Genomic DNA, 17,910 nt, shown 5'->3' with positions numbered 1-17,910 from the left:
CGACCCGCGGGGCAGCGGGCATGGGCTTCAGGCCCCCGGTCAGGGGGTGGTGCCAGGTACACCTCCCGCCGCGTTGCCCAGCGAGGCCAGCACCTTCGCCTCGGTCTCCGCGTCAAGGCTCTCGCGGGTCCGGTCGGGACGCTGGGGGGCCGTACCGCCGATGTTCTGCAGCCAGGTCCAGGTGTCGGCGGCCGTCTCCTCGACGGGTCGGCAGGACAGTCCGGTGGCCACCGCCCGCGAGACATCGGCGGAGTGCAGGGCGTCGTGCATGTCGCTGCCGGGCGGCACCCACACGGGCAGGTGAGTCCACGGCTCGATGCCCGCGTCGAGGATCACCTCCGGCGCGACCCAGCGCAGTTCGGCCGCAGACCCGGTGACCCGCAGGCACGCGTCCAGCAACTCGCCCATGGTGGCGTGCCCTTGGGGGCTCGTCAGGTTGTACGGGCCGTTCAACTCCCCCTCCACCGCCCCGAGGATCCACCCCGCGAGGTCGCGTACGTCGACGTACTGCAGGGGCAGATCGCGCGGGCCGGGCGCCAGGACCGGCCCGCCCCGGGCGATCCGGTTCAGCCACCAGGGCAGCCGGCCGACGTTCTCGTACGGACCGAGGATCAGCCCGGCCCGTACGAGCACGGAGTGGTCCGCCCCGAAGGCCGCCACGGCGGCGAGCTCGCCGCCCCGCTTGTCACGGTAGTAGTCGGTGTGGCCCGCGTCGGGCTCGGCGCCCTCGACCAGCGGCGCCTCCTCGGTGTACCCGGCGGGCGGGGCCCAGGTGTACACCGAGCGGCTCGACACGTACACGTACCGCCGCGCGCGGCCCCGCAGCAGCCGCGCGGTGCGGTGGACGGCCACCGGCTCCGCCGACCAGGTGTCGACGACGGCGTCCCACTCGTCCTCACCGTCGGCCAGGGCGGCGAGCCCGTCGGGTGAGGTGCGGTCGCCGGTCAGCGTCCGGGCACCGGGGACGGGATCGTGCCGCCCCCGGTTGAAGACCGTCACGTCCCAGCCCCGCCCCAGCGCCGCCTCCACCACGGCCCGTCCCGCGAACTCCGTTCCACCCAGCACAAGAAGTCTCATGCGGGTGACCCTGCCCGGCGGAGCGGCGGGACGGAACGGCGATCTGCTGACGGCAGAGGGGGGAACCGACTCAGCGTCCCACGGGCGGGACGTACTTGTATCCGACCCGGCGCACCGTCTGGATCGCCTGGCGGTGCTCGGCGCCCAGCTTCCGGCGCAGCCGCGCGACGTGGACGTCGACCGTACGGCCGTCGCCCACGTGGCCGTAGCCCCACACCGTGCCGACCAGCTGGTCGCGGGTGTGCACCCGGCCCGGGTGTGCGACGAGATGCGCGAGCAGCTCGAACTCCAGGTAGGTGAGCTCGAGTTGACGACCGTCCAGCTCGGCGGTGCGCTGCACGGGGTCGATGCGCACCAGCGGGTCGCCGCCGGCGGTGTCGTCCGAGGCGGGCCGGTCCGGCACCGCGACCGGCAGGAACGGCGGCTGCTGGTCGGCCGGGACCAGCACCAGGTAGCCGATCATCGGGGGGCGGCCCGGGAGCGTGGGCAGGGTGTGCTGCGGCGCCGGCATCCAGGTGGCACCGGGCGGCAGGAAGTCCGCGACGGTCGCCACCTCGTCGCGGTCCACGGCACGCAGGTGGTGACGGGCGGACGCGGGGAGGGGAGCAGCGGTGGAGAGAGAACGAGTGGTCGCCATGAGAGGTCAGCTCTTTCGCGCGAGAGGTTCGTCGGGGGGACGTACGCCGGTTCGCGCTGGCCGAAGGCCGGGGTGTACGGCTTTAGAGGGCCGGCGCGTTCGTCGCGCGGCAACACACCCGGTCGAAGTCGTGGTGCTGGCGGGAGGGCCAGAAGGGCTCGAGGTCATGGCGACCTGTCGCGGAGTACTTCTGGAAGCTGGCCATGGGGCCATTGAAGCAGACACACGCGCGTGACAGGAGAGTCCTCTCACTGCTTGGACGTTTCCTGGCGTGAAGTCGGCGTCAGTCGACGATGCGCGCGGTCTCCAGCAGGTTCCGGACGGCGGCTCGGGCGACGTAGTCCGGGTGGAGATCGTCGCCGAACATGAAGTCGCGGACGACGCGGCGCCGGGCCTCGGCCCCACGACGCAGCGGGTCCACGGCGAAGCGCGGGAGGAGCCCCATCTCGGTGAGCGTGAGCACGGGGTGGGGCGTGCGGGGGTAGAACCTCCCCCACTCGACCGCCTGCCGGGCCAAGGGCTCCACCGTGTCCTCGGTGCGGCCGGTGATGCGCCAGACGGCCAGCGCGGCCATGGGCCAGGCGTCGCGGGTCAGGCAGGGCTCGATGAACGACAGCAAGGGCGCGGCCGCGGGACCGAGTTGGCTCGCACAGTCCATCATCAGGCCGGGGCCGAACCGGTCCATCTCCTCACGGAAGAAGGACAGGGCCGGCTCGGGGTCACAGCTGACCCGGTGGTACGCGACCGCGGCGACCGCCGAGACCGAGGTGTGGGCGCGTTCGGTCACACAGGCCAGCAGCGCCCGCTCCGCCAGGTCACCGGCGGCGGGACCGATCCGGTCCAGCACGGCGACCGCGACCGGCGGGTATCCGGTGCCCGTGCGGGCGAGCAGCTCGGTGAGCTCCTCGACGACGTCGACCGCCACGTCCGGGTACCGCGTCAGCACCTCGACCAGCTCCGAGTGAGCGCTCCCCAAGTGCCGGGCCACGGCCCGTGCCACGGCCTGAGCCCCGGCTCCGAACTCCTCGGCCACCGCGTGGGCGACGCGGACGGCGTCGTACGAACCGGGTATCTCTTCCACGAGCCGCACGGCCTCCTCGACGGCCCTCGGCACCTTCGCGCGGGCGAGCACGGCGATCGCGCCCGCCCTGGCCTCCGACGGGCCGGAGGCCAGGTACGGCAGCGCGTGGTCGCGCACGCGCGTGTGCAGCTCCGGTGGCAGCGCGCAGGTCAGCTGCGCCAGCCGGTACAGCTCCCAGTTCTCGCCGCCCGTCTCGCGCAGCGCCCAGGGCAGCACGTCCGCCTCGCGGTCCCGCCAGCGCCCGGTGATCTCGAAGGCGAGCGGCACGCCCCCGGCGGCGGCCCGCAGCGCGGCCTCGGGGTCCTCCAGGAGCCGTTCCGTGTACGGCTTGTGGGCGGGGGGCCACAGGGCCAGTTCCGGCTCGTGCGGGTCGGCCGTGTACGCCCGCGCGCACTGGTCCACCAGGGCGCCGGGCAGGGGCAGGTCGGCCGTGCGCAGCAGATCCTCGGCGGCGGCGAGCGCGACCCGGGGCTCGGGGTCCGCCAACAGACCGTGCCGCCACTCGCCGTCCCCCGGGTCGAGCAGCCCGAGCGCCGTGACCAGGCGGGCACGCACCAGCGGATCGGTCTCCCGCGCGAGCCGGGTGCGCAGCAGTGCCAGGGTGTCGGGGCCGCCCTGGGTCTCGGCATGCCCGCACGCGGCGATCAGCCGCACCATGGCCTCGCGTACGCCCGGGTCGGCGTCGTGGGCGAAGGGCAGCAGGGGCGGCAGTGCGGCTGTCGCCGTCTGCCACGCCGGCTCCAGCTCGTCGGGCCAGCGGCTCCGGTTCGCGAGGCAGGCGAGCAGGTCCAGCAGCTCGGTCCGATGGGCGGTCCCTTCAAGGGCGAGCCGGGCCAGGTCCGGCACCGCACGGGCGGTCGCCACGGTGAGGTCGTCGCCGCGCCACGTGGCGGAGACCAGCCACTCCAGGGCTTCCTCGCGCACCTCGGCGTCCTCGGACTCCATCGCCCGCAGCAGCCCGGACACGTCCCCCGCCGAGCCGTACGCCGCCACCTGTTCCACCCCGTCGTTCCCCATGACGGCGCACGATACGCGGAAGGGGCGCCCGCCAAGACGGCGGACGCCCCTTCCTGGAAGAACGTGGCAGAACCGTGGATCAGACCTGGCCGGCCTTCTCCAGGGCGGAGCAGCAGGTGTCGACGATGAGGCGGGTCACCACGTACGGGTCGACGTTGGCGTTGGGACGGCGGTCCTCGATGTAGCCCTTGCCGTCCTTCTCGACCTGCCACGGGATACGCACCGACGCACCGCGGTTGGAGACACCGTAGGAGTACTGGTCCCACGGCGCGGTCTCGTGCAGACCGGTCAGGCGGTCGTCGATGCCGGCGCCGTAGTTCTTGACGTGGTCGAGCGGCTTGGAGCCCTCACCGAGCGACTCGCACGCGGTGATGATCGCGTCGTAACCCTCGCGCATCGCCTTCGTGGAGAAGTTGGTGTGCGCGCCGGCGCCGTTCCAGTCGCCCTTGACCGGCTTGGGGTCGAGGGTGGCGGCGACACCGAAGTCCTCGGCGGTGCGGTAGAGCAGCCAGCGGGCCACCCACAGGTGGTCGGAGACCTCCAGCGGGGAGACCGGACCGACCTGGAACTCCCACTGGCCGGGCATGACCTCGGCGTTGATGCCGGAGATGGCGAGGCCGGCCTTGAGGCAGTTCTCCAGGTGCGCCTCGACGACGTCACGGCCGAAGATCTCGTCGGCGCCCACACCGCAGTAGTAGCCGCCCTGCGGGGCCGGGAAGCCGCCCTTGGGGAAGCCGAGCGGGTAGCCGTCCTTGAAGAACGTGTACTCCTGCTCGATGCCGAAGATCGGTTCCTGCGCGGCGAACTTCTCGGCGACCTCGGTCAGCGCGGCACGGGTGTTCGTCGCGTGCGGCGTGAAGTCGATGTTCAGGACCTCGCACAGGACGAGGATGTCGTCGCCGCCGCGGATCGGGTCGGGACACGAGAAGACCGGCTTGAGCACGCAGTCCGAGGCGTGGCCCTCGGCCTGGTTGGTGGAGGACCCGTCGAAGCCCCAGATCGGCAGCTCGGCACCCTTGGCGTCGTCGCCCAGTATCTTCGTCTTGGAACGGAGCTTGGCCGTCGGCTCGGTGCCGTCGATCCAGATGTACTCAGCCTTGAAGGTCACGGGCCACATCCTTCGGGGGTGGGTCTCGGCGCGTATGCGGGTGCTGCGGCGCTACGGCACTGGGGCGCCGCTTGCTGCCCGCGAGCCTGTCAACAGGCGATTTCCCGGTCATTGCCCGAGTGTGAACCCCGTGTTACCTGGGGGTGCTGTGGCGCACCTCACGGCCTGTATGCCCCAGGGACGGGGTAGAGAGGGTCACTCGCCCTCGGCCGCCGCCTCCCGCACCCCGCCCAGGAACCCCCGGATCGCGGCGACCTCCCGCTCGTCGTACCCCCGCACCAGCTCCACCACCCGGCCGATCAGCGGCCCGAAGAAGGCCTGGCCGAGCTCGACCGCCCGTTCGTCCACCTCGATGAGCACCTTGCGACGGTCCCCCTCGGCGCGCACCCGCCGTACGTGCCCGGCCCGCTCCAGACGGTCGACCAGTGCCGTCGTCCCCGCCGAGTTCAGCCCGAGCGCCGCGCCCAGCCGCCCGGCCGTCATCTCCTCCTCCGCCCGTCTGGCGTCCATGAGGGCGATCAGGGCGCGTACGTCCGTCGGATGCATGCCGTTGCGCTGCGCGAACCGCGCGCTGTGCAGGCCCAGTTCGACCGTCACCGCGCGCAGCAGGTGGACGATCTCCATCTCGGGTTCCTGGGACGGCATGGTGCTCCTTCGGTTATCTTCACGTTCGGCGAGTATCTCGGTGAGCGAGATATTAGGCCCCGTGACGGGATGGATGGTGCGGTGAGCATGCGCGGTGCGTACGACTTCGAAGTTTTTCGGGCCGTGTACGACAAGGTCATGGCCAAGTGGCCCGCCGAGCGGGAGGCGGTCCGTGTGCCGACGCCGTTCGGCACGACGTACGTCAACGTGTGCGGCCCGCCCGACGCGCCCCCGCTGCTCCTCCTGCCGGGCGGCGGGGGAGCGACCTCCGCGTCCTGGTACGCCCAGGCGGACGACCTCGCCCGCCGGCGCCGGGTGTACGCCGTCGACCTGATCGGCGCCCCCGGCCTGAGCGTCCCGGCCGCCGACCGTCACCCCCGCACGGTCGCCGACCTGGCCGCCTGGCTGGACGCGCTCCTCGACGGCCTGGGCGTCGGGGCGGCCGACCTCGGCGGACACTCCTACGGTGCCTGGATCGCCCTGCACTACGCCCTGCGCGCCCCCGCTCGGGTACGCCGCCTGTTCCTCCTCGACCCGACCCAGTGCTTCGCCGGATACAAGGCGACGTACCTGCTGCACGCCCTGCCGATGCTGCTGCGGCCCACGCCCCGCCGTGTCCGCGCCTTCCTGGAGTGGGAGACCGGGGGAGCGGACCTGGACCCCGACTGGCTCCGCCTCCAGGAGGCGGCGGCCGGATTCCCGTCCCCGAAACCGGTGACCGGCCCACGCCCGGCGCCGGACGCGCTGCGAGGCCTGGATGTGCCGGTTCTGCTGCTCCTGGCCGGGGGCAGCAGAACCCTCCCCCACTCTCGGCTTCGCTCGAGCGGGGGGACCCCCATCACGTACGAGGTGGCGACCAGGGCGGCCGGCCTGCTGCCGCGCGTGGAGGCGGACGTCCTTCCCGACGTCTCGCATCACGCCCTGCCGCAGGCCGGGCCCCCCGAACTGGGCCGCCGCCTCAGCGAGTTCCTCGCCGGCTGAGGCTCCGGTCGATTCTCACCCCACCTTCTCGATCAGTGCCCGGCGGATCAGGAACTTGCCGGGCTCGCGGACCTGTTCGAACGCCGCGTTGTTCAGCAGGGCACAGCTACCGGAGACCGAAGTGACCTCCACCGTCGTGGACTTGTTGTTGTCCAGGTTGGTGACCTTCAGCTTCGTACCCGCCGGGAACTGGTTGCTGGACGCGGCCGGGGCACCGCCCTCGCCGGAGAGCGTGACGGTGGAGCCGTTGCAGACCTGCTGACCGGAGGCCGCGGCACCGCCGCCGTCACCGGTCCCGCCCGCGTTGTCGGCGGGTGCGCTCTGCGCCGGCTGCGAGGGCTGTGAAGGCTGCGGGGCCGTCGCCTGGGAGCCCTGAGCCGACTCCCCAACGACGCACCCCGACGCCTCCTGCTGGACCTTGATCTGCGCGATGACGGCCTCGCGGTTGGCGATCCGGGCGGCCGACTGCGCATCGGGACCGGCCTTCTGCCCGTCGATGAACTTCTGGTTGTTGCCGAGGGCGGTGGCGAGCCCCTGGCAGACGGACGACTGCGCGGCGGTCTGCGGGGACTGCGCGGCGTTCGAGGTGGCCGCCATGGCGAAGGCACCGCCTCCCGCCACCGCCGCGGCGGTGACCAGCAGAGCGACCTTCTTCTTCGTACTGAGCCTTCTCCTACGCGACATGCGCGCCTCCTGAGAGATAGGGGAGCGTACGCCGCTATGTACGAGATACCGAACGAGGTTACTCAGCGGTTTACAGGAGTCAATGAAGTGACCTGACCCACACGGGGGGCGTTGCTCAACGGGACAGAGCGTCCCGTACCGCCTCGTCGGTGCGGGCCACCACGGCGGTGCCGTCGTCCGCGGTGATGATGGGGCGCTGGATGAGCTTCGGGTGTGCGGCGAGCGCCTTGATCCAGCGGTCGCGGGAATCCGCGTCCCGCGACCACTCCTTGAGCCCGAGCTCCTTGGCCGCGGCCTCCTGGGTGCGTGTGATGTCCCAGGGTTCGAGGTGCAGACGGTCGAGTACGTCCCTGATCTCGTCCTCGCTCGGCACGTCCTCCAGGTAGCGGCGGACGGTGTAGTCGGCGCCCTCGGCGTCGAGCAGGGTGAGGGCGCTGCGGCACTTGGAACAGGCCGGGTTGATCCAGATCTCCATGCGGTCCACCGTACGCGAAAACCCGTTGGGCGCCTGTGTCACTGGGCCCTCACAAGCCTTGTGGCCAGGGGCTTTTGTCAGTGGTGGGCAGTAGAATAGAAGCAGTGTTCGAGGGCGTCACCGGGGTTTCCGGTGGGGCCCTGACCGCGACAGGAGGATGCCTGTGCCCGCTGCCGCCCTGAAGCAGAAGCCGTTGCCGACCCAGTCCACCGCGAAGCGTTCCGTCCAGCTCGACCTGCCGTACGCGCCGACGGCGAAGCGGCCGCTGCCGCCCGGGCGTCCGCGCGAGTGGTACATCACGCACAACCGCCGCCTCAAGGCCATGCGCCTCGCCATCGCCCTCCTCGACTCGGGCGTCTACGTCCCGAACCAGGCCCGCAACGAGAAGATCCGCAGCACGGCCGAACTCATCGGCATCCACCCGCCGTCGGACACGACGTGCCACATGGTGCGCGCCCTGATCCGCTACAGCCGCTGAGCCCGACCGCCCTGTGCACCGCCCGTCCCCTCGCCGTGGGGGCGGGCGGTGCGTGCATCCCGCTGCGGAACTCTGTGCTGAATCCGTCCAGTTGTGTCCCCTCAGCCCGCCGCCAACTCCTTCTCCAGCGGTGTGCGGAACCGTGGGGTCACCTTCGTCGCCCCCACCCACCCCCGCACCCGCTCGGCCTCCGCCGCGATCAGTGCCTCGCCCTCCCGGCCGACCCCGCCCGGGTCCAGCAGGCGCCAGACGATCTCCCCGTCCGGGCGCTGGGCCCAGGCCCCCACCACGCGCCCGTCGAGCCACACCGTCGGCCCCACGTTGCCACTCCCGTCGAACAGCAGCGGGCGCCACTCCCGGGGCAGATACCAGTCCCGCTCCTGCCACCCCATCGCCGTCGGGTCGAGCCCGGGCAGCAGCGCGGCCCATGGCTCGGCGGGCCCCGCCGCGGGATCGACGTCGCCCTCGACGACGTACCCCGTGCCCTCGTCCAGCCGCACGGCCCGCGCCCCCACCGCGGCCAGCGCACGCCGGACGTCCGTCACCTTCCAGCCCGTCCACCACTTCAGGTCCCCCTCCGTCGCCGGCCCGCACACCGCGAGCCACCGCCGCAGGAGCTCCGCCTGGGCCCCCGCCACGTCCAGTTCGGGGTGTTCGGGCGCCACGGCCCAGCGGAACTGCGTCGACGTCCAGGAGCCGAGCGGCCGCCCCCGTACCACCTTGCCCTCGACGCCCAGCACCTTCAGCAGGCGCGTGGAGACGGTGTGGATGCCCTCGTAGCCCTTCCCGGCCGCGTACACGAACTGCTCGCGCAGGCGGGGCTCGTCCCGGGCGAGTTCGGTGGCCGTCGCCTGCCCGCGCCGGGCCAGCGCGGCCAGTGCCGACTCCTCGACCTCCTTCAGCCAGGCCGCGTCCGGCGCCCCGGCCTTCGCCATGTCCTTCAGCAGCTTCGCCCGCTCCCGCGCCGCGACGACGAGACCGGTGGAGGCGTGCACGACGGCGGTCAGGTTGGTGGGGAACACGAAGACCGTGTGCCGCATGCCGTGCATACGGACCAGGGAGCGGTCCTCGTACAGCGCCCGCTCCGTCTCCACGACGGTTCCCGTGGGGTCCGCGAGCCGCGCCCCCACCGCCAGGTACACCGTCGCCGGGTCCGTGCCGTGCAGCGCGACCAGGGAGTCGGCGACCTCCTCGGGGGCAGCGGCCCGTGCCGCACCCGCCAGCCGGTGCCGCAGCGCGAGCCGGGCCCGCCGCTCCGCCACGTCGATGTACCGCTGCCCTTCGCCCACGTCGGCCTCCGCCCCTCAGGTCACACCTGAAGGCATCCTCCCCGACGCCACTGACAATCGGAGGACGGCGACGGGACGCCCCCGTCACCCGTTCGCCGTACCCGGCATGCGCACGCCCCCGCACCGGCCCTTGACTGCGAGCAGGAGGTGGAGCGACCCCGGGAGCACAGGAGGCCGTGATGCACAGGCACCGCAGACACCACCAGAGGCACCGCAGACACCACCCCAGGCTCCGCACATGACCACCCCCGCGGACCGAGCCCGGCGTGGCAAGGAGACCCGTAAGCACCTGCCGCGCTCCGCTCACGCCCGCTGGGCCCCCGCCGTCGACCGGCCCGACCCCGTCGCCGTACTGGAGCGGCAGGGCCGCGACCGGCTGCCGGAGCTGCTGCCGATCCGGTACGGGCGGATGACCGGCTCACCGTTCGCCTTCCTGCGCGGCGCCGCCGCCGTGATGGCCGGCGACCTGGCCACCCAGCCGCACACCGGCCTGACCGTCCAGCTGTGCGGCGACGCCCACCTGCTCAACTTCGGCCTGTACGCCTCCCCGGAACGCACCCTCCTCTTCGACCTCAACGACTTCGACGAGACCTACCCCGGCCCGTTCGAGTGGGACGTCAAACGGCTCGCGGCCTCCGTCGCCGTCGCCGCCCGCGAGAACGGCCTCCCCGAGCCCAAGGTGGTGCGCGCGGCCCTGGACGCGGTGACGGCGTACCGCACCACCATGCGGAGCATGGCCGGCCTCGGTGAACTCGACGTCTGGTACGCCCGTATCGCCGCCGACGACCTGCTGTCCCTCGCCCGTTCCGACCGCCGGCGCCGGCGCATCGAGTCGAGCCTGACCCGAGCCCGCCGCCGCACCAGCCTGCGGGCCCTCGACAAGCTGACCGAAGTGGTCGACGGACGGCGCCGCATCATCCAGGACCCGCCGCTCCTGGAACCCGCCGGTGCCTCCGACGCGGCCGCCGTCCGCAAGATCTTCAGCGACTACCGCTCCACCCTCACCGAGGAGCGCCGGCTGCTCCTCGACCGCTACCGCTTCGTCGACGCCGCCCGCAAGGCCGTCGGCGTCGGCAGCGTCGGTCTGCGCTGCTTCATCGTGCTGCTCGCCGGCCGCGACGACGGTGATCCGCTGTTCCTCCAGCTCAAGGAGGCCCGCAAGTCGGTCCTGGAGGAGCACCTGCCGAGCGGCCCCTTCGCCCACCCCGGCCACCGGGTCGTGGCCGGGCAACGGCTGACGCAGGCCGCCAGCGACATCTTCCTCGGCTGGATGACCGGGCCGCAGGGCCGCGCCTTCTACTGGCGGCAACTGCGCGACATGAAGGTCAGCGCCGACGTCGCCGGGATGAACTCCGCCGACCTGCGCGCGTACGGGCGGCTGTGCGGCACCGCCCTGGCCCGCGCCCACGCCCGCTCCGGCGACCGTATCGCCATCGCCTCCTACCTCGGCGGCGCCGACACCTTCGACCGGGCCGTCACCGAGTTCGCCCTCCACTACGCCGACCGGACCGCCGCCGACCGCAAGACCCTCCTCGCGGCGGTCGACGCGGGGGTGGTGACGGCCACTCCGGGAGTCTGAGCGTTCAGCCCAGCACCGCCGTCACGAACTCCGCGCGGTCCTGCGCGTGTTCCTGGAACCACAGCCCCAACCTGTGCTCGGCATCGGGCAGTTCGAGACGCGTGAAGCGTGCTCGATTGCTGAGCGCGGCCCCCACCGCCTCCGTCACGGCCGGCGGGATCACCGTGTCCGTGCCCGGGACGGCGAGCACCGCCCGGCCCTCGTACGCCCGCAGCGCGTCCAGTGCCGGAGCCGCGCGCCAGCTGTCGGGCCTGCGGATGACGGCGCTGAAGCGGCCGTCGCCGTCACCGAAGGGCACGTCCCACGCCTCGGCCGCGTACACCGCCGGCGCGCACAGCCCCAGCGCCCGCACCCGCTGCCCGTAGTGGGCGGCGAGGTCCGCCACCGTCTGACCGCTCATGCTGAACCCGACCAGTACCAGCGGCCCCTCGACCGGAACGTACGCGTCGATCACCGCCACCGCCTGCTCGAAGCGCCGCCGCAGACTCAACTCCCGTAGCGCGCCGGTGCTTTCGCCATGCCCGGAGAAGTCGAAGGCGAGGGTGCGGCAGCCCCGCGCCGCGAACTCGCCGAGCAGCGGCAGCAGTCGCTCCTTGCTGCCGTTGCCCGCGCCGTGCAGCAGCACGGCGGTGGCCGCTCCCGGCCCGCCTCCGTCGCCGTACACACCGCTGAGGCGCTCACCGTCGTGGTCATGGGCGAAGGGGACGGGAGCGAATCCGGAGAGAGTAATCATCTCCCCATTCACGCACAGCTGTTCAGCAGAAAAGGAGATGCACTCCGGGTGAGCGTCTCCCTACGCTGGAGAGGCGATACGGAGCAGGCCACTCCCCGCTCGGCGGCACCGTCCGCCACCACTCACCCACCCACCCCACGCCCGCGGAGGGAGACCCGTCATGGGCACAGTCATCCTGTCCGGGACCGTCGTCCTCGTCGTCCTGGGCTTCGGAAACCACATCTACTGGCTCGCCGCCGTCGCCGTGCTCTTCCTGTACGTGCGCTACGGGCACAGCGCGTCCCCGACGCCCCCGACGTCCGCGCCGGGAGCCGCCCCGACCACGTACGAGGCGTACCGTCGGCGCCGGGACACCCAGGCCAAGTGGGAGCGCCGCTACCGGCGCGAGCGCCCCTTCGAGGCCCGGCGTCAGGAGCGCGAGAAGAGCGGGTGAGACCGGGAGTGATCCCGGCCCGGGCGCCCTCGGTCGTGAGCTCACGGGCCGGGGGCGTGCCCCTCACAGACCGGGGGCGCCCCACACGGGGAACCACCGGCCGAGGTCCTGCTCGATCCGCAGGTCGTTCCCGAGAGCGGCCTTCACCTGGAGTTCCAGCGCGTTGTCGCGCCGCTGCCCCGCGCCGGGCAGCGGCGCGAACGGGTAGAAGGTGCCCCGCTTGTAGAGGTACACCAGCGCCAGCCCGCGCCCCCCTTCGGCCCGGAAGCCCGCCAGCGAGCACAGCAGCTGGGGTCCAAAACCGTTGACCTCCATCGAGCTGTTCACCGCGTGCAGATCGTTGACCAGCAACGACAGCTCGTCGGGCGCCCGGCGCGAGACCAGCCAGGAGTAGCCGTAGCCGTCCTGCGTCAGCTCCACCGGAGGGCCCGTGCGGTCGGCGTCCGCGTCGAGCAGGGCCTGGACCTCGCGGTGCGTCTGCTCGAACGCGGCGCCCTCGACCGTCGCGAAGCACACCGCGCCCTGCCCGGTCGGCGTGAATCCGGCCGCCGCCTCCAGCGTCACCGCCGCCGACGGCAGCGCGAACAGCTGGTCGAGATCGGGCACGACCGGCTTCGTACGACCGAGCAGGATGTCGAGCAGCCCCATGCTCAGCCCGCCTTCCCGGGAGCCGCCGCCTCGCCCAGCTCCGCCGAGATGCGGCCCAGCTGGTCGAGCCGCTGCTCCAGGCTCGGGTGGGTGGAGAAGTAGCGCTCGAAGCCGGGCTCCTTGCCGGCCGCCGGAGTGAAGTAGAAGGCGTTGAAGGCCTGGGCGGTGCGCAGGTCCTTCGTCGGGATCCGGGCGATGTCGCCGGAGACCTTGGTGAGCGCGGACGCCAGCGCCGAGGGCCGGCCGGTCAGATGCGCGGCCGCGCGGTCCGCCGCCAGCTCCCGGTACCGGGACAGCGCCCGGATGAGCAGGAAGCTGATCGCGTACACGGCCGCCGACACGGCCATCACGGCGGCGAGCACGGCAGCGGTGTTCTGGTCCCGGCGGCCCCCGCCGAACAGCCCCGAGTAGAAGGCGAACCGAATGATCAGTCCCGCGAGCACGCCGAGGAAGGACGCGATCGTGATCACGGCGACGTCCTTGTGCGCCACGTGCGACAGCTCGTGCGCGAGGACGCCCTCCAGCTCCGAGGGCTCCAGCCGGCGCAGCAACCCGGTGGTCACACAGACCACGGCGTGATCGGGATTGCGCCCGGTCGCGAACGCGTTCGGCATGTCCATCTCGGACACGGCGACCACCGGCTTCGGCATGTCGGCGATCGCGCACAGCCGGTCGATCACCGCGTGCAGCTCGGGGTACTCCTCACGCTCCACGACCCGCCCGCGCATGGCGAACATCGCGATCCGGTCGGAGAACCAGAACTGCGCCACGAACATCGCCGCGATCAGCACGACGACCAGCAGCCACGACTTCAGCAACACGATCAACGCGGCGACGAAGGCCACGTACAACAGTCCGAGCAGGAACAGCGTGGCCGTCATCCGCACGGTCAGCTGTCGGTCGCTCTGGAAGCGGCTCCGCATCTGCACCACCACCCCGCAGTCAGGCACCCGTCCCACTGCCAGTGTGCACCCGGCCCCGCCATGAAGCGGTCGCGAGCAACCCTAGGACCAGCAAAGGCTCAGGGCCTCAGGGCCTCAGGGCCTCAGCGGCTCCGCGGCTCCGCGGCTCCGCCTAGGATCCCGGCTTCCCGCTTGCGCCGTTCCAGCACGTACTCACTGAACAGATGCCGCCCCCGGTCCAGCAGCTCGCCCACCTCGGGCGTCCCGATCGGCACGTCCGCCGTGAGGCGCCAGCCCTGCACGGACTGCCGGGCCCAGTGCCGCAGCTTGACGTCCTCGTCGTCGACGAGCGCGACGGCGGACCGCAGCCGCACCAGCCCCTCGTGCGCGTCGAGCAGCCGGAACGCGGCCACCCGCACATGCCGAGGCCACTCCGCTCCCAGCCGCTCCGTCAGCCAGTCGGCGTCGAGCGAGCGCGCCGAGGGCAACAGCGCCGCGGTGGCCTCGCGCACCACCCCGGGCGCCGGATCGTCGAGGAGCGACCGCAGCCGCGCCACATCCGTGACGTCCAGGGTCCGCAGCCCGGCCACGGCCCGCGCCCGCACCCCCGCCGCGGGGTGCCCGAGCAGCGGCCACAGCAGCTCGGCGTCCGCGCGCCCCCCGCACTCCGCAAGCCCGACGACCGCGCCGGGAGGCAGCCCCGGGTCACCCGGGTCGGCACACCGGCGCCGGTACCACGACAGTGGATCACCGCCGCCCTGCCGTACGACATACCGCGCACAGGCCCGCACCAGCCCGGACCGGTCGGCGAGGAAGGGCTCCGCCCGTTCCGGGTGCCCCGCCCGCCGCAGCGCGGTCACCCCGGCCGACCTGACCTGCGGATTGCGCGCACCGAGCAGCGGCAGCAGGACGTCGTCGTACGGGCCGCCCTCCCTTAGGGGTCCTTGCACTATGCCCGCCCGGGTCGCGCGGCCTGGCACCGCGCCTCGCCGCGTTGCCGAAACGCCCACGTGACTCCGCCACGTGGGCGCTCCGGCGCCTTGCGATGCACGGCACCAGACCACGCGACCTGATCGGACGGGCATGGTGCAAGGACCCCTTGGTACGGCGGCCAGGGCGGCCTCCGCGCACAGGCGCTGGACGACGGTGTCGTGGTCCCGGGCGGCGGCGTCGGCCAGCTCGGCGGGGGAGAGGGTCCCGTCCTCGACGGCGAGCCCGTACACGAACCGGCGGACGTCACGGTCGGGGTGGGTGAGCAGGGGCGTGAGCCGCTCGGCGGGCTCCCGGCGGAGCACCTCGGCGGTCAGACGCGTGGCGAAGTCCCCCCGGCCCCGGCGCCCGAGGCGCAGGATCAGCGGGGCGAGCCGGATCGCGCTCCCGCCGTCCAGTACCTCGGCCAGCCGTTCCCGGGCGCGCTCGCGCACCTGCGGGGCCCAGTCGGCACACCGGATGACGACGAGCGGCAGCAGCGCGGGGTACCGGGTGACCTGACCGAGCGCGCCCCGTCGGATCCGCCCGTCCCGGTGGCACAGCGCGATCGCCAGCCGCGCCTCGGTCAGCCGCTCGGGCCGACGCAGGGCCGCGGTCAGGGACCGCCCGCCCTCGGTCCTGGCCCAGTTCGGCTGGTGGTCCTCGTCCGTGTACCAGGCGATCCTGCGCACCCCCGCGTCCAGGGCCGTCCAGGCCGCCGGATCCGCGGTGTCGATCGCCGCTCCCAGGGGCGCGCCCTCGGCGAGCCGCACGGCCGCCGCGTCCCCGTACCCGATGTCGACGTTCATGCCCTTCAGTACGACCCTCGGAAGTCGGCGTACCCCAACAACACGATCACGGCGGCCACGCAGCCCAGCACCAGGGCCGTCGACACCCACGACGACCTGCGCGGTCCCACCGGCCCCGGGTCGGCCCGGAAGGGCTGCGGCTGCGGCGGATTCTCCTTCCACCGCGCGGCCAGCATCCGCGCCCGCGCCGAGGGCTCCTTGTGCTCGGCGGCCGCCGCCCATCTGAGGTCGAACTCGCGCTCGTCGTCGTCCCGTTCGGACATCCCCGTACCTCTCTCGAACAGTTGTGGCACGACGATACGACGGCGCCCCCGCCCTGAGAAACAGGAATCGGGGGCGCCGGACGGCTCACGCGTGAGGTACGCGTGGGTCGATCACACGTCGAAGTAGAGCTCGAACTCTAACGGCCTTCCTGCTACCTGCGGGGGAGCCCCTACAGTGCGTTGACCTGCATGTTTGACCGTTGGCACGCGTTGGTAAACGCTAAGAACGTTGGAATGTTCTGCGGACTGGTTGCGGACCGCGAGCGTCACTGACAGTCGCACTGCACGCGAAAGGGCCCCTCGCCTGACTTCACCGGGCGAGGGGCCCTTTTCTGCGTTCCGCCTGACTCCACTATGCGGGCAGCTGATCGTTGAGGTCGTACTCCGAGGACAGCTCCCGGCCGACGCCGAGGTAGTCGACGGCGTACTCGGTCGGCTCGCCGTTCTGGTCCCAGTAGTGGTTGATCACGACGATGGTTGGCGTGCCCGCTTCGGCTTCCAGCGGCCCGGCGACCTCCTCGGGTACCTCGCGGAGCGCCACCGTGTCCCTACGTCGGACGACACGACGGCCCGTGCGATCCTCGATCAGCCCGAACGTCATCTTGGGGAGCGGTGCAACCTCGAGGAACTCCGGCGCCTGGTCGGCGATGGCTGCAGAGATCCATGTCGTGGACACGGTCACTACGCCCGTGCCATCGAGGTATCGCCGACGTCGCCGCGCAACGTCGGCGCCGACCTCCAGGCCAAGGGCGTCCGCAACTTCCTGGGATGCCCCTTCCCTCACGGCGTCGAGGATCTCGACACGCTCGCTGTCGCCGAGAGTGGCCCGGCCGGCTTGCAGCTTGGCGAGGCGGTCCGCGCCCGCAGTGAGCTTCTTCGGCTTGGTGACGATAGTCCCGACGCCGGGCGTCGCGGTGGCGTAGCCCTCGGCTCGCAGCACGCCGGGAACGCGCGCGGCTGTCGCCCGGCTGACTCGTTCGGTCTCCATGATCTGACTCACCGAGGGGACGCGGTCCCCCGGCTGCAGGTCCCCGCTTTCGATGCGGTCGATGATCTGCGCCGCGATGCGCTGATAGGGGGGCAACCCCTCAAGGTTGCGAACCATGAAAACCTCCGACTTCTAGAACGTTCTGGAATGCTTGTTGACTTCGTGAACCCTTCTAGAACATCCTAGGTGCATGCCCGGTCAGCAGGACAGATCAGGGCGAGCCAGTCATGTCAAAGCCCTGACGGGGTGATCTCGGTGTTCCAGCACCGAGCCCGCCAGGGCCTCGCATCCAAGAGTCGAGGTCTCAGATGCACGCTGAGCTTATTACGCCTGCCCAGGCGCAGGCCCCGGTGGGCGAGCCGCTCCGGGTCAAGACCATCGCCGAAGCGCTGCGCGTCACCGACGCCACCGTCTACGCCGAGATCAAGTCGGGGCGCCTGCCCTCCTACCGGATCGGCCAGGGCCGCGGCACCATCCGTGTCTCCCGGGCCGCGTTCACGAAGTACCTGGCCGAGCGCGGCATCCCCGCGAGCGAGCTGGCGGTGGCGCTGTGACGTACTCCGCCATCAGCCAGCACGTCGCCGCTCTATCCGGCGCCCTTCCCGCCATCCCCTCGCAGCCGACGGCCGCCGACAAGTCGCGCGCCGTGGCGAGGCCGTCCGTCGACCACATCATGGACGCGCCCCTCGACGAGCTCCTCGCCGAGTTCGACATCGAGTTGACCATCGTCGCGATCGACGAGCCCGAGTTCACCGGCATCGCGTACATCAAGCGCGGCCAGATCAAGTACGTGCTCCCCGCCGGACGGCCGGACGCCGAGCGCGAGATCGTCGTCCGGGCCATGCTCGGCCAGACGCTCCACGTCGAGCTCCCCGACCTCCCCGACCCGTACAAGCTCTCCGAGTTCGACGAGAACGGCGAGCCGCAGCAGGTCAACCCGCGCCCGGTCGGGGGTGCCGTCTGATGCCGCGCCGTAACCAGAACGTGGACCGCAGCCGCTACCCGGCGATCGACTCTGTCGACCTGACACGGATCGAGGAGACGCCGGCCCTGCCGCCGCTGCCCCGTAAGGCCGCTTCCCGCCGCCGCGCCATGCGCGTCCGGGGGTGGTGAC

Annotated in this window: 20 protein-coding genes and 1 pseudogene; 7 read left to right on the top strand and 14 right to left on the bottom strand. The window is 72.2% G+C overall.

The features are described from left to right. Positions 1 to 39: 39 nt before the first annotated feature. The 5 genes from ACGFNV_RS22310 to ACGFNV_RS22290 form a co-directional block, all read right to left on the bottom strand. Positions 40 to 1,077 carry an NAD-dependent epimerase/dehydratase family protein gene (locus ACGFNV_RS22310; RefSeq protein ID WP_393624695.1) on the bottom strand — a complete coding sequence of 346 codons (1,038 nt, stop codon included), beginning with the start codon at positions 1,075 to 1,077 and terminating at the stop codon, positions 40 to 42. Between the two features lie 70 nt (positions 1,078 to 1,147). Then, the gene (locus tag ACGFNV_RS22305; protein ID WP_393624694.1) at positions 1,148 to 1,714 is read right to left on the bottom strand and encodes a winged helix-turn-helix domain-containing protein; all 567 of its coding nucleotides are present in this window, start codon (positions 1,712 to 1,714) and stop codon (positions 1,148 to 1,150) included. Positions 1,715 to 1,997: 283 nt separating this feature from the next. Then, positions 1,998 to 3,812: a HEAT repeat domain-containing protein gene (locus tag ACGFNV_RS22300; protein WP_393624693.1), complete on the bottom strand. Its 1,815-nt coding sequence runs from the start codon at positions 3,810 to 3,812 to the stop codon at positions 1,998 to 2,000. Between the two features lie 79 nt (positions 3,813 to 3,891). Next, positions 3,892 to 4,920 (bottom strand): glutamine synthetase, encoded by a 1,029-nt coding sequence (gene glnII / locus ACGFNV_RS22295; protein WP_393624692.1) that lies wholly within the window; start codon positions 4,918 to 4,920, stop codon positions 3,892 to 3,894. A 195-nt stretch (positions 4,921 to 5,115) separates the two neighbouring features. Then, positions 5,116 to 5,565 (bottom strand): MarR family winged helix-turn-helix transcriptional regulator, encoded by a 450-nt coding sequence (locus ACGFNV_RS22290; protein ID WP_393624691.1) that lies wholly within the window; start codon positions 5,563 to 5,565, stop codon positions 5,116 to 5,118. 87 nt (positions 5,566 to 5,652) lie between these two features. On the opposite strand from ACGFNV_RS22290, the gene ACGFNV_RS22285 reads away from it, so the two are divergent. Next, positions 5,653 to 6,546, top strand: coding sequence for an alpha/beta fold hydrolase (locus tag ACGFNV_RS22285; RefSeq protein ID WP_393624736.1), 894 nt, complete (start codon positions 5,653 to 5,655; stop codon positions 6,544 to 6,546). Between the two features lie 15 nt (positions 6,547 to 6,561). On the opposite strand, the gene ACGFNV_RS22280 is transcribed toward ACGFNV_RS22285, so the two are convergent. Further along, entirely contained in the window at positions 6,562 to 7,230 is a 669-nt protein-coding gene (locus tag ACGFNV_RS22280; protein WP_393624690.1) for a hypothetical protein, read from the bottom strand. Positions 7,231 to 7,345: 115 nt separating this feature from the next. Next, on the bottom strand, positions 7,346 to 7,705 hold the full coding sequence (locus tag ACGFNV_RS22275) for an arsenate reductase family protein (protein WP_393624689.1): 360 nt from the start codon (positions 7,703 to 7,705) through the stop codon (positions 7,346 to 7,348). Positions 7,706 to 7,868: 163 nt separating this feature from the next. On the opposite strand from ACGFNV_RS22275, the gene ACGFNV_RS22270 reads away from it, so the two are divergent. After that, positions 7,869 to 8,183, top strand: coding sequence for a hypothetical protein (locus tag ACGFNV_RS22270; RefSeq protein WP_393624688.1), 315 nt, complete (start codon positions 7,869 to 7,871; stop codon positions 8,181 to 8,183). A gap of 101 nt (positions 8,184 to 8,284) precedes the next feature. Here the strand turns inward: ACGFNV_RS22270 and ACGFNV_RS22265 are convergent, their stop codons facing one another. Continuing rightward, positions 8,285 to 9,472: a winged helix DNA-binding domain-containing protein gene (locus tag ACGFNV_RS22265; RefSeq protein WP_393624687.1), complete on the bottom strand. Its 1,188-nt coding sequence runs from the start codon at positions 9,470 to 9,472 to the stop codon at positions 8,285 to 8,287. 238 nt (positions 9,473 to 9,710) lie between these two features. Here ACGFNV_RS22265 and ACGFNV_RS22260 point away from each other — a divergent pair, with 238 nt between their 5' ends. Continuing rightward, on the top strand, positions 9,711 to 11,051 hold the full coding sequence (locus ACGFNV_RS22260) for a DUF2252 domain-containing protein (protein ID WP_393624686.1): 1,341 nt from the start codon (positions 9,711 to 9,713) through the stop codon (positions 11,049 to 11,051). A 10-nt stretch (positions 11,052 to 11,061) separates the two neighbouring features. Here ACGFNV_RS22260 and ACGFNV_RS22255 read toward each other — a convergent pair. After that, a pseudogene (locus tag ACGFNV_RS22255) lies at positions 11,062 to 11,784 on the bottom strand (alpha/beta hydrolase); the annotation flags it as partial. Positions 11,785 to 11,944: 160 nt separating this feature from the next. On the opposite strand from ACGFNV_RS22255, the gene ACGFNV_RS22250 reads away from it, so the two are divergent. Further along, entirely contained in the window at positions 11,945 to 12,217 is a 273-nt protein-coding gene (locus ACGFNV_RS22250) for a hypothetical protein (protein ID WP_133926812.1), read from the top strand. A gap of 63 nt (positions 12,218 to 12,280) precedes the next feature. Here the strand turns inward: ACGFNV_RS22250 and ACGFNV_RS22245 are convergent, their stop codons facing one another. The 5 genes from ACGFNV_RS22245 to ACGFNV_RS22225 form a co-directional block, all read right to left on the bottom strand. Beyond that, positions 12,281 to 12,865 carry a hypothetical protein gene (locus ACGFNV_RS22245; RefSeq protein ID WP_393624685.1) on the bottom strand — a complete coding sequence of 195 codons (585 nt, stop codon included), beginning with the start codon at positions 12,863 to 12,865 and terminating at the stop codon, positions 12,281 to 12,283. Between the two features lie 2 nt (positions 12,866 to 12,867). Beyond that, a complete protein-coding gene (htpX, locus tag ACGFNV_RS22240; RefSeq protein WP_393624684.1) occupies positions 12,868 to 13,788 on the bottom strand; it encodes a zinc metalloprotease HtpX in 921 nt (306 codons plus the stop codon). A 122-nt stretch (positions 13,789 to 13,910) separates the two neighbouring features. Beyond that, positions 13,911 to 15,545: a hypothetical protein gene (locus ACGFNV_RS22235; protein ID WP_393624683.1), complete on the bottom strand. Its 1,635-nt coding sequence runs from the start codon at positions 15,543 to 15,545 to the stop codon at positions 13,911 to 13,913. Positions 15,546 to 15,550: 5 nt separating this feature from the next. Continuing rightward, positions 15,551 to 15,808: a hypothetical protein gene (locus tag ACGFNV_RS22230; protein WP_393624682.1), complete on the bottom strand. Its 258-nt coding sequence runs from the start codon at positions 15,806 to 15,808 to the stop codon at positions 15,551 to 15,553. A gap of 352 nt (positions 15,809 to 16,160) precedes the next feature. Continuing rightward, positions 16,161 to 16,913: a GntR family transcriptional regulator gene (locus ACGFNV_RS22225; RefSeq protein ID WP_393624681.1), complete on the bottom strand. Its 753-nt coding sequence runs from the start codon at positions 16,911 to 16,913 to the stop codon at positions 16,161 to 16,163. A gap of 191 nt (positions 16,914 to 17,104) precedes the next feature. Here ACGFNV_RS22225 and ACGFNV_RS22220 point away from each other — a divergent pair, with 191 nt between their 5' ends. The 3 genes from ACGFNV_RS22220 to ACGFNV_RS22210 are packed head-to-tail and all read left to right on the top strand — an operon-like array spanning position 17,105 to position 17,909. Beyond that, positions 17,105 to 17,350 (top strand): helix-turn-helix domain-containing protein, encoded by a 246-nt coding sequence (locus tag ACGFNV_RS22220; RefSeq protein WP_393624680.1) that lies wholly within the window; start codon positions 17,105 to 17,107, stop codon positions 17,348 to 17,350. Then, the gene (locus ACGFNV_RS22215; protein WP_393624679.1) at positions 17,347 to 17,760 is read left to right on the top strand and encodes a hypothetical protein; all 414 of its coding nucleotides are present in this window, start codon (positions 17,347 to 17,349) and stop codon (positions 17,758 to 17,760) included. Before ACGFNV_RS22220 ends, ACGFNV_RS22215 begins: the two co-directional genes overlap by 4 nt. Continuing rightward, positions 17,760 to 17,909 carry a hypothetical protein gene (locus tag ACGFNV_RS22210; RefSeq protein ID WP_393624678.1) on the top strand — a complete coding sequence of 50 codons (150 nt, stop codon included), beginning with the start codon at positions 17,760 to 17,762 and terminating at the stop codon, positions 17,907 to 17,909. The genes ACGFNV_RS22215 and ACGFNV_RS22210 overlap by 1 nt, the downstream gene beginning before the upstream one ends. The last annotated feature ends 1 nt before the right edge of the window (position 17,910 follow it).

Origin of the sequence: Streptomyces sp. NPDC048751, from assembly GCF_043198595.1 — a bacterium.
GTDB lineage: Bacteria > Actinomycetota > Actinomycetes > Streptomycetales > Streptomycetaceae > Streptomyces.
The sequence above is the reverse complement of the archived record's forward strand: the minus strand, read 5'-3'. Positions and strand labels throughout refer to the sequence as shown.

What these genes read in the sequence shown, in the direction of transcription:
- ACGFNV_RS22310 (WP_393624695.1), bottom strand. Translation starts at nt 1,077, where the DNA reads ATGAGACTTCTTGTGCTGGGTGGAACGGAGTTCGCGGGACGGGCCGTG.
- ACGFNV_RS22290 (WP_393624691.1), bottom strand. Translation starts at nt 5,565, where the DNA reads ATGCCGTCCCAGGAACCCGAGATGGAGATCGTCCACCTGCTGCGCGCG.
- ACGFNV_RS22250 (WP_133926812.1), top strand. Translation starts at nt 11,945, where the DNA reads ATGGGCACAGTCATCCTGTCCGGGACCGTCGTCCTCGTCGTCCTGGGC.
- ACGFNV_RS22230 (WP_393624682.1), bottom strand. Translation starts at nt 15,808, where the DNA reads ATGTCCGAACGGGACGACGACGAGCGCGAGTTCGACCTCAGATGGGCG.
- ACGFNV_RS22305 (WP_393624694.1), bottom strand. Translation starts at nt 1,714, where the DNA reads ATGGCGACCACTCGTTCTCTCTCCACCGCTGCTCCCCTCCCCGCGTCC.
- ACGFNV_RS22220 (WP_393624680.1), top strand. Translation starts at nt 17,105, where the DNA reads ATGCACGCTGAGCTTATTACGCCTGCCCAGGCGCAGGCCCCGGTGGGC.
- ACGFNV_RS22245 (WP_393624685.1), bottom strand. Translation starts at nt 12,865, where the DNA reads ATGGGGCTGCTCGACATCCTGCTCGGTCGTACGAAGCCGGTCGTGCCC.
- ACGFNV_RS22235 (WP_393624683.1), bottom strand. Translation starts at nt 15,545, where the DNA reads ATGAACGTCGACATCGGGTACGGGGACGCGGCGGCCGTGCGGCTCGCC.
- ACGFNV_RS22225 (WP_393624681.1), bottom strand. Translation starts at nt 16,913, where the DNA reads ATGGTTCGCAACCTTGAGGGGTTGCCCCCCTATCAGCGCATCGCGGCG.
- ACGFNV_RS22275 (WP_393624689.1), bottom strand. Translation starts at nt 7,705, where the DNA reads ATGGAGATCTGGATCAACCCGGCCTGTTCCAAGTGCCGCAGCGCCCTC.
- htpX (WP_393624684.1), bottom strand. Translation starts at nt 13,788, where the DNA reads ATGCGGAGCCGCTTCCAGAGCGACCGACAGCTGACCGTGCGGATGACG.
- ACGFNV_RS22210 (WP_393624678.1), top strand. Translation starts at nt 17,760, where the DNA reads ATGCCGCGCCGTAACCAGAACGTGGACCGCAGCCGCTACCCGGCGATC.
- ACGFNV_RS22285 (WP_393624736.1), top strand. Translation starts at nt 5,653, where the DNA reads ATGCGCGGTGCGTACGACTTCGAAGTTTTTCGGGCCGTGTACGACAAG.
- ACGFNV_RS22260 (WP_393624686.1), top strand. Translation starts at nt 9,711, where the DNA reads ATGACCACCCCCGCGGACCGAGCCCGGCGTGGCAAGGAGACCCGTAAG.
- ACGFNV_RS22280 (WP_393624690.1), bottom strand. Translation starts at nt 7,230, where the DNA reads ATGTCGCGTAGGAGAAGGCTCAGTACGAAGAAGAAGGTCGCTCTGCTG.
- ACGFNV_RS22300 (WP_393624693.1), bottom strand. Translation starts at nt 3,812, where the DNA reads ATGGGGAACGACGGGGTGGAACAGGTGGCGGCGTACGGCTCGGCGGGG.